We start from the raw sequence: 8,764 nt of genomic DNA, 5'->3' as shown, positions 1-8,764 counted from the left end.
CATCGACGACGTCAATCGCCATCCGGTTGTCCACACCTGGTCCTACAGACTCGCCGAGGCTGCCTGATATGATTCGAATCAAAGAAACGCTGGCCTAGGGCGGCTCGATCAGCGCGGGCTGCCCTCAATTTCGCGTTGAGCGTTCATCGTCCGTCAATGAAGCTTCGCATATTCTCCGTTCGGCAAATAGTGCCCGTGGATAGCCCACTTTTGTCTACTTCCCGGCGCGAAATTGATGCTTTCCAGCCTTTGGCCAACGGCATGGGCCAAAACAAACCCCCGCCGGGGTGGACGGCGGGGGTCTGAAGCGAGCAATGATGGGTGCGAGGTCTACGGAGCGGCTCGGCTGCTCATCGTCCGATGTTGACGAGGTTGAGATCACACCGAGGGCGACCCAGCGCTGCATTCCGGCGTCACCCTTGTATCGGCGTCGATTGAGACCGTTTCGCCGCTTGACCACGCTGATGCGTTCTGCACATCCCGTACGCCATTTCTGGCCATCGCGGAACCACCGCTTCTTCTGTTCGCGCTTGCGCTCAGGGCTTTTGCTCGGTCGATTGGGAATGCATACCCACGTGACCCCAATGCTCTCGCAGCGGCCTCGTTCCTGGCAGAGTAGAATCCGGCGTCAGTCGCCACCAGCCCCGGCACGCCCCCCTGGTGGGTTGCGATGGCCGGGATCAACAGATCGCCATTGGGCCGCCGGACATAGACTTAGTCGACAATCTTGCAGCTTGATCATTTTGCCGAACTCATTGGGCTTGCCGGCTTTGTCCTTACGGATGATCTCGGTCGATGGCTCGAACACGCTGAGAACCTTATCTTCCACATGAGTGTCGCCGTGCAAGATGCGCGCCCGGGTTTGACGTATCACCCGCAGCACCAGCGGCAACATCCTATCGAGCTCCTCGCGGAGCCCCTCCAGTGCGATCTGCTGCAGAATGTCCGTCGCCTTCTTCACTCCTTTGGATATTTCTGCGCTTGCGGAAATAAAGCGTAAGACACGAGTCACTTCCAAAAAAGAGATTCTGGCCAATCTGTGAACTCCAATTCGAAGCTACGTAGGCCAGTAATTTTGGTGGTGAATTTAAGGGTCTTCCCTGAAAGGGCTGCCAATGAGCCAGACGCGAACTTGAATACTGTCGTGCCGGAAGTTGCGACCGCAATGCCTTGCTCGCCTTCCATGCTAGAGAAGCCGGTCGCCTCGGAGAGTTGCCCAATTGCAACTCCCTCCAGCGCGCGGTGAAATTCCAGGGACGCTAAGTACGTTTCTTTATCTGCAGCCCACTCGCTGACCGACACTGCTGTAATCCCCGCGTCACTCAAGAGACCATCCGCGATCCGGCAGCCATATTGAACCGTGAGAATGACCCGCTCGTTCCGAACTCCGACCGGCTCTCTATCGGCGGCAGTGATCGTGCACGCGTACCGCCTTGTGTCCGCGACCGCGCTCGCGCTTAGCCCGAGCAACTCGAGAGCGGAACATAATGCAAAAGCGATAACGGCTCTTCTCATTCGGCTACACCTAGTCTGGAGTATCGTTCGCCTACTCTGTACAATCTGACGCTACGGCCGATTCAAGCTTCTTCGATCGCTCTGTCGGATGAAAGCTACTCATGGTGACCGCGGTTTCGCAGAAACGGCGCAATCGGTGTCCCCCCAGCGGTGGTCCTGGATGGGCGGCCCGAACGGTTTCATTATCGGCGCTCACGGTGCGCCGCGGGCCAGCACATCGGTGAATCAAGGCTGAGGACCGACGCATTTCAGCTCGGCGGCGGCCATGACGGGCGCGGCGGCCCGCGGCGACGGAGCCTAGGTTCCTGACGCAGGCGCATGCGTTCTATGAGCGGACGCCATTTTGCGCGTCAATGACCCGCGGCACAGGTCCCGAATTTTGCTTCACAGTGTCAATGTAAAAGGAAACGTGGTCGCTAGGAGCCGTTCAAAGGCAGATTGCCGCTCAAGCAGGCGATCTTCGAGAACCTTACGCTCGAGATCACTTAGCTCGCTTTTAAGCCTTCTTCGACAGCGCCAAATGTCATTCCGCACGTATCTGATCTCATTCAATCGATCGTCAATCGAAGCCATTACGGACACCATATCTAACTTGAACCAGCCATGGACAACTGGTCAATCACGTCCTTCCCTCGGTAAGACGCCGATGAGATCTCACGACCTGGCCATCTGCGGACATGATGTAACGATCTCCTCCCAGCATGTCCTCTTGTACCGAAGTCTTTGAACGCGAGAGCACGAAGTGACCATTGCTTCTGCAGAAGTTCAGCGATTTTTGCCATCAGCGCGCAGGATTTCAAAAGCTGCCACTCGGCCGTGAGTGGATCGAAATGGTTATCTTATCCCAACCCACACGCGGCCCGATCAGGTGTCAGGCCGGCACTTAAGCTGGTGTCGAATGGGAGTATCCGAGTAAATCGGACGGTCGTACCGTCAAACTCTGGGTTAACAGATTTGAGATCGGCAATTGCCATGCCAGCGAACCCCAGGTGGGATTCAAGACAAGCCATGTTCAGGCTTCGCGGCTCGTCTGTTACAAACGAGCGGGATTTCGGCGGCGGCGCGCAAAGAGCCGGCCCGGATATGAGGTCGGAGAGCCTTCAGTCGGCAGGGCGATACGAAATCGTGAGCGATGCGCACCGCCGGGCGCCTCGGCTCAGTGTCTCGCCGTAGGCCAGCGTAGATCTTTTTACCGCCGTCCCACGTGTGGCCGGCAAGCTGGCAATTGGATCTCATCACAAAACTTTCTGTGCGATGTTGTCTAGCTGGGACTGGCGCATGTCGCATCTGTGACACTGTATGTATTCATCAAACCAAGACATCCGACGTTGTTCGGTAGCCCGGACTCGTTCTGTAACTAAATCAGCAGCTTGCATGTCAGATGGAACTGGCATGGGGGTTGCTATTGTCCAGCCGCACCGTGAGCGCTGAGCGCGACCAGCGGTGCAACACGGATACGATCAACTTCGCTGGAGCGTATTGGCCACCCAATCGCTTAATGGAGAGCCGATGCGGCCACCGGACAGATTATCCTTTTTCGGCACGCTTGTTGTTGTCAGATCGGCCATCATTCCGAAGGTTGAGGCGCTAGTCTGATCTACCAACGTCGTGATCTGAGCTCAAAGCGAACTCGCGAATCAAATAACTCGTGGGCGAACGCCGGCAGCGAGCACCTCGAAATCGAACATTTGATGCAGCCTCGCTTCACAGGATCCGGTGCATGCTGCGCCGGCCCGTTGAGGGAACAGAGTGTGGCATCGCTTTCGACTGTTTCCTTGATATCAATCAGAACTGATGAGGCGGGTGTATGAACAAATCGATCCGGGAGCTTCGGCTTGTGGCTGAAGCATCTGTTTTGGCGATTGGGCTGCTGATGTCGTCAGGAGCTAGCGCGGACGATGATCTGATGAGAACCGCCAGGCAGATCTTCCATCCGATTCCCTCAGTCATTCCTGCGGTAAAGGACAATCCAGTCACGCATGAAAAGGTCGAGCTTGGCAAGATTCTGTTCTTCGATCCGCGGCTATCGGCAAGCGAGATCATTAGCTGCAATACGTGCCACAATCTCGGCAGCGGCGGAGTCGATGCCGGTCCGACCTCAGTCGGTCACGGCTGGAAGATCGGCCTACGTCGGGCCCCAACCGTCTACAACGCGGTGTTCAATGCGGCGCAATTCTGGGACGGACGCGCCGCGGACCTCAAGGCGCAAGCAACTGGCCCTGTGCAGGCGAGTGCCGAAATGAATGCGACTCCGGATCATGTGCTCGACACCTTGAACTCAATGGCCAGCTATGTCGTCTTGTTCAAAAATGCTTTCCCGAACGAAGCGAGACCGGTCAGCTTTGAAAACTTTGCGAAGGCAATCGAGGCTTTTGAAGCGACTCTCATCACACCTGCGGCCCCGTTCGATCAGTATTTGGAGGGCAATACACATGCTCTCGATGATCAGCAGAAGTCAGGGTTGGCGCTGTTTATGGAGAAGGGATGCTCCTCTTGCCACAATGGAATCAATGTCGGTGGACAGGCCTACTTCCAGTTCGGCGTGATGAAGAAGCCGGACGCAACCCTGCTTCCGCAAGCCGATAAGGGCCGATTCGCGGTCACCAAGGCGGTCGGCGACGAATATGTCTTCCGCGCGGCGCCGTTGCGGAACGTTGCTTTGCGAGCCCCTTACTTCCATTCGGGCCAGGTTTGGAGCCTGAAGCAAGCTGTTGCCCTGATGAGTGAAATCCAGCTCGGCGCCAAGCTTAGCGATGGGGAAGAAAACGACATTGTCGCGTTTCTGAATTCGCTTACCGGGCGGCTACCTAAGATCGAGTATCCGATACTACCCACCCGTACGAACACGACGCCAAAGCCTTCAATAGACAGATAGGATTAACAGCACCGGCCTCATGTCTTGCCGAATAATAACATGTAAATCGGCGCCGAACCAAGCCGCTTGAACGAGTGCTGCCAATTGCTTGTAGCAAATAAGAGATTTGGTGGTTGGGTGGGGTCCCAGTCGGCGCCGATCGTGACCCCACCGCGACCAGCCTTTCTCAGTCATCTTCAGAACGTTATCGCCGCCGCTTGCTGTGGCGTGACCCCCGCGCCGAATTACAACAGCGATGGCGTTGTGAAGTCGTGCTTCGCGTATGGGTCTTTCGGCAGTCCTTCGAAGCAGGGACTCATGGGGTCGTTTTGGACCAAAACGTAGGAAACGCGGCCGTTGAGGGTCAGCGAGTCGGTCTGTGCCAGGTCGTCGTGGGTGAAGCTGACGGACGCGCCCTTGGCCTTAGCTCGCGGAACGAATCCGGTCACGAAGGTTGAATCCCGGAACTGGTAGGTGTCCAGCCGATCTCTTCTGATGAAAAGACGTTGCTGGTTCTCGCATCCACCCTTGGGCGGCTTCACTTCGACCGGCAGGGCCGGAGGAGGCCTCGAGGAGGCGACTTTGTCGATCTCGGCGACCTTGCGGTTTTTGAAGAACAGCACGTCGTTGGCCACCGAGTTCGACCGTTCAGCGAAGCTCTTTGCGCTCTCGGATCGAAGCTTTTCGGCCTCGCCAGCATCAAGTCGACCGTTGAAATTTAGATCGTACTTGGCGAGCACGGGATCTTGCGCATGCAGCCGCCAAGCCAAAGCCTCGGCTTCGTCCAGGACGCCATCTCCGTTCCGATCGTATGGCTTGGCGGAGAGGGTTTCGCCTGCGTGCGCAGCGGTTGACAGGCAGTACAGCGCGAAGACCGTCGAGACGGAAACGGCTCTCATGGTCATCCTCCTTCAGGTCACGCGCCAACCGAAGTGCCGGTACGTCAGAACGGCCGAATCGATGAGGTTTCCAAACGTCCGGATGTCGCGGATTCCGATCGCATTGGGCGCCTCGGACGGCCATGGGAATTGCACGCCGTGAAACAGTGCGCTGCGCCATGCCGGTATGTAGGTTGAGCTGATCTTGTTGATGTTAACCCAGAGGACCTGTCTCCCTGTGGCCGGATCCATAGGAAGAACGCTTCGATCGCCGTGTTGGGGTCGATGGAATGTCCCCGTCCCGGATCGTGACTGTGATCGAAATACCATTCGAGACGGTGGTAGATTTCGTCGCGCGTGATCGACCCTCCGCCGACCGCCTCCAGTACGAGACGAGGCTTTCGTGCGCGCTTCGCTACCTTCTTCGGCTTCGCCGCCTTCTTTGCCGGCTTGTTCTTCGCTGTCTTCGCCATATCCCCTCCGCCGTCGACGCGCGCGTTGCGAGCAAAGGCGCAAAGCTCTCCGGAGGGTGCTAGGGAATGTCCCGGGTTTGCCGGTCGCGGCGAACGCGCAATGCGCCCTACGCACTGGTTTCTTCGAAAATGTGACGGACGTCTTAGGGACTCCCCCAGTAGCAGTGCCCTGCCCCCTCTGATGGAGTGTTGCGGACATCGGAGAGAACATCGCATGATCGAAGCGTTTTCAGTGGCGACGGCGCACCACTTCCAAGATGCGCTGGCGTCGCAGGCCAAGCTCAGATTCGAGGTGTTCGTCCGACGAAGAGGGCTGGACCATTCGTCGTGGGACGGGCTGGAGTTCGACGAATTCGACACGCCTGCTGCTACTTATCTCGTCTGGCGCGACAACGAGCGCGTCGTCAGGGGAAGCGCGCGCCTCTTGCGCACGACTACGCCCTACATGCTTCGGAGTTATTGGCCGCATCTCGTCGAAGACGGCGTTTTGCCGGCGTCTGTCGGAATTTTCGAAGTGACGCGCGTCTGCGTCGACAAGACGGTGGAACCACGGGTGCGCGCGACGATATTTCCTGAGCTGCTCTGTGCCATCCAGGAATTCATATTGCAGAACGGAGGCAGCGGCATGATTGGAGTGACGCGCGAGCATCTGCTTGCGCACTTCGTCAGATCGGGCATCCGTTGGCTCGGCGGTGCCCGCGAAATCGAGGGCGAAATGGAAAGGGCATTCTACGTTCCCGTGGACTACATCCGACCGGCGCTCCACTGCAGAAAGCTCGGTATAGGCCCGAAAGTTCTCGCGTCTGCCTCCGAACCGCTGTCGGCCAGGAGCGCGGCATGACCGATCGTGACACTGGATCGACTTTGGGTTCGACCGACGAGGAAGCGGCGGACCACATGGCGGACGCCTTGACGTATTTGGGGCGCGTAGCCGCGGACGCGGGATATCATGCGGTGGCAGCCGACATCCTTGCGGTGCGCGACAAGCTCGCTCTGATCGCGCTTGGCGAAAAGGCACAACGGAAGAGGGCAAACGCATGAAAGTTCGCGACACATCGGCCGGACCGATCGATCACACCGCGTTCTTCGCCGAGCACGAATCCGAAGTGCGATCTTATTGCCGTCGCCTGCCATCGCTCCTGACGACGGCGAAGGGCGCTTCCGTGTTCGATGTTCAGGGACGGCAGTATGTCGATTTGCTCTCCGCCTGCGGAGCGCTGAACTACGGGCACAACCATCCGATCCTCAAGGCGGCCGCGATCGACTATCTGTTGTCGGACGGCATCGCCGCCGCGCTCGATCTACACACGGACGCAAAGCTCCGCTTCATCTCCGAATTCGAAAAGCGCGTTTTGGTGCCGCGCGGGCTCCGCTACAAGATGCAGTTTCCGGGGCCTACGGGCACGAACTGCGTGGAAGCCGCGATCAAGCTGGCCCGGAAGGCAACTGGCCGGAACGTCGTGGTCGCGTTCACGAATGCCTTCCACGGGGTTTCGTCCGGTGCGCTGTCCGCGACGGCTTCCGCAGCGTCACGACGATCAGCCAGGGGTCTTCTCCATGGCGTGGTGCGCCTCCCGTACGACGGCTATCGGGGAGCGGATGTCCGCGACCTCGCCCGCTTCGAGGCCATGGCGCTCGATCCGTCCGGAGGCATCGACCCGGTGGCGGCCTTCATCGTCGAGACGGTTCAGGGGGAGGGAGGTCTGAACGTCGCCTCGGCGGAATGGTTATCGGCGCTTGCCGCGACGGCAGAGCGTCTGGGCGCCGTGCTGATCGTCGACGATATACAGGCCGGTTGCGGTCGGACCGGCGGGTTCTTCAGCTTCGAGAGAGCCGGTCTGGTGCCGGACCTGGTATGCCTGGCGAAATCGATCGGCGGGTTCGGTTTTCCGATGTCGCTGCTTTTGATACGCCCGGAACTGGACGTCTGGTCGCCCGGCGAACACAACGGAACATTCAGAGGGAATTCGCTTGCGTTCGTCACGGCAGCCAAAGCCCTCCAGCTGTGGACGGAGGATTTCATCTCGAACGTCAATGCGAGCGCGCTGATGCTTCGGCAATGGTGCGACCGAATCGTCGGGGCGTTCCCGAAGCAATTGAAACACAAGGGCATCGGAATGATGCAGGGATTGGAGTTCGCTGTTCCGCAGAGGGCGGCGAAGGTCGCCGACCTCGCGGCGCGAAGCGGCATCATTATCGAGTGCTGCGGACCCCAAGACGAGGTCTTGAAGGTGATGGCGCCGCTGAACATCGATGCGGGGTTGTTCGCCTCCACGCTCGAGCGACTCGGCGAAATCGTCGAGTCGGTACTGCTTCGGTCTGGGGCCGTTTTGAAGCTACAACTGGATGAGGCCGTTCTTGATTCCCATGATCACTGCGGTGATTCGGTTACCGGCACCGAGCTTCCTCATCGCATTGCCGACGTGGAATTCGACGGTCTTCTGCGAAATGGATAGTATCTCGCCGATTTCCCAGTTCGTCTTCCCTTCCTTGCACCATTTGAGGCATTCGAGTTCCTGCGCCGTCAGCGTAACGCACGGAGCGTCGCGCCGGTCCGCGATCTCGCAGTACTTCAGCCAGTATTGCACGCAGAGCATGTAGATGTAGGCTGAGCGGTCGGGCATCAGGCTGCCGTGCTCGCGGAAGCTCAAACTGATGAGATCGGTCTCCCTGGCCGGTCCGCGCATCGGAATGGTAATTCCGGAATGAACGCCGAGTTCGCGGCATTTCTCGAAGAAATGGTGCTGATCGCGAGAGAAGCCCCCGCCCGAATGCGTATCCGACCAGCGGAACGGTCCCCGCGCGGTCTGCACGTGCTGCACCACCGGATCGATCCTGTCCCATTGCTCCGCCTTGTACGTATCGAGATAGCCAGGCGGAAACTGGCTCCACGGAATAGAGAGCAGACGGCCGTTGCGCGCGCGCGCGCACACCGCGTTTTCGTACCCGTCTGCGCCGGTCGCGGCGAGGAACATGTCCCTCAATATCGCTTCCGAACTGACATTCTGCGTTGCTTCGATGAAGTCCTCGACTGTTGCGACCAT

The 8,764-nt window shown here is 58.6% G+C and carries 7 protein-coding genes and 1 pseudogene; 4 read left to right on the top strand and 4 right to left on the bottom strand.

Features of this window, described 5'->3' with window-relative positions; genetic code table 11:
* Window positions 1-367: 367 nt before the first annotated feature.
* Together IVA82_RS34850 and IVA82_RS34845 are read right to left on the bottom strand one after the other, a co-directional pair.
* Window positions 368-982 (bottom strand): annotated as a pseudogene (locus IVA82_RS34850) (ISNCY family transposase); the annotation flags it as partial.
* A gap of 26 nt (window positions 983-1,008) precedes the next feature.
* Window positions 1,009-1,326 (bottom strand): hypothetical protein, encoded by a 318-nt coding sequence (locus IVA82_RS34845; protein ID WP_247380364.1) that lies wholly within the window; start codon window positions 1,324-1,326, stop codon window positions 1,009-1,011.
* Between the two features lie 1,996 nt (window positions 1,327-3,322).
* Here IVA82_RS34845 and IVA82_RS34840 point away from each other — a divergent pair.
* The gene (locus IVA82_RS34840; RefSeq protein ID WP_249815625.1) at window positions 3,323-4,390 is read left to right on the top strand and encodes a cytochrome-c peroxidase; all 1,068 of its coding nucleotides are present in this window, start codon (window positions 3,323-3,325) and stop codon (window positions 4,388-4,390) included.
* 224 nt (window positions 4,391-4,614) lie between these two features.
* On the opposite strand, the gene IVA82_RS34835 is transcribed toward IVA82_RS34840, so the two are convergent.
* Complete coding sequence (locus IVA82_RS34835; protein ID WP_247493741.1) at window positions 4,615-5,139, bottom strand: hypothetical protein; 525 nt, start codon at window positions 5,137-5,139, stop codon at window positions 4,615-4,617.
* A 795-nt stretch (window positions 5,140-5,934) separates the two neighbouring features.
* On the opposite strand from IVA82_RS34835, the gene IVA82_RS34830 reads away from it, so the two are divergent.
* The 3 genes from IVA82_RS34830 to IVA82_RS34820 are packed head-to-tail and all read left to right on the top strand — an operon-like array spanning window position 5,935 to window position 8,176.
* Window positions 5,935-6,561, top strand: a complete 627-nt coding sequence (locus IVA82_RS34830; protein WP_247380360.1) for an acyl-homoserine-lactone synthase — start codon at window positions 5,935-5,937, stop codon at window positions 6,559-6,561.
* Complete coding sequence (locus tag IVA82_RS34825; RefSeq protein WP_247380358.1) at window positions 6,558-6,761, top strand: hypothetical protein; 204 nt, start codon at window positions 6,558-6,560, stop codon at window positions 6,759-6,761. Before IVA82_RS34830 ends, IVA82_RS34825 begins: the two co-directional genes overlap by 4 nt.
* Window positions 6,758-8,176, top strand: coding sequence for a diaminobutyrate--2-oxoglutarate transaminase (locus IVA82_RS34820; RefSeq protein ID WP_247380356.1), 1,419 nt, complete (start codon window positions 6,758-6,760; stop codon window positions 8,174-8,176). The genes IVA82_RS34825 and IVA82_RS34820 overlap by 4 nt, the downstream gene beginning before the upstream one ends.
* On the opposite strand, the gene IVA82_RS34815 is transcribed toward IVA82_RS34820, so the two are convergent.
* On the bottom strand, window positions 8,057-8,764 hold the full coding sequence (locus tag IVA82_RS34815) for a LuxR family transcriptional regulator (RefSeq protein ID WP_247380354.1): 708 nt from the start codon (window positions 8,762-8,764) through the stop codon (window positions 8,057-8,059). The two genes, IVA82_RS34820 and IVA82_RS34815, sit on opposite strands and share 120 nt — an antisense overlap.

It is taken from the genome of Bradyrhizobium sp. 142, from assembly GCF_023074015.1.
Taxonomy (GTDB): Bacteria; Pseudomonadota; Alphaproteobacteria; order Rhizobiales; family Xanthobacteraceae; genus Bradyrhizobium.
Note: the sequence above shows the minus strand (reverse complement) of the source record. Positions and strands in the feature narration are given on the sequence as shown.

What these genes read in the sequence shown, in the direction of transcription:
- IVA82_RS34840 (WP_249815625.1), top strand. Translation starts at nt 3,323, where the DNA reads ATGAACAAATCGATCCGGGAGCTTCGGCTTGTGGCTGAAGCATCTGTT.
- IVA82_RS34830 (WP_247380360.1), top strand. Translation starts at nt 5,935, where the DNA reads ATGATCGAAGCGTTTTCAGTGGCGACGGCGCACCACTTCCAAGATGCG.
- IVA82_RS34825 (WP_247380358.1), top strand. Translation starts at nt 6,558, where the DNA reads ATGACCGATCGTGACACTGGATCGACTTTGGGTTCGACCGACGAGGAA.
- IVA82_RS34820 (WP_247380356.1), top strand. Translation starts at nt 6,758, where the DNA reads ATGAAAGTTCGCGACACATCGGCCGGACCGATCGATCACACCGCGTTC.
- IVA82_RS34815 (WP_247380354.1), bottom strand. Translation starts at nt 8,764, where the DNA reads ATGGTCGCAACAGTCGAGGACTTCATCGAAGCAACGCAGAATGTCAGT.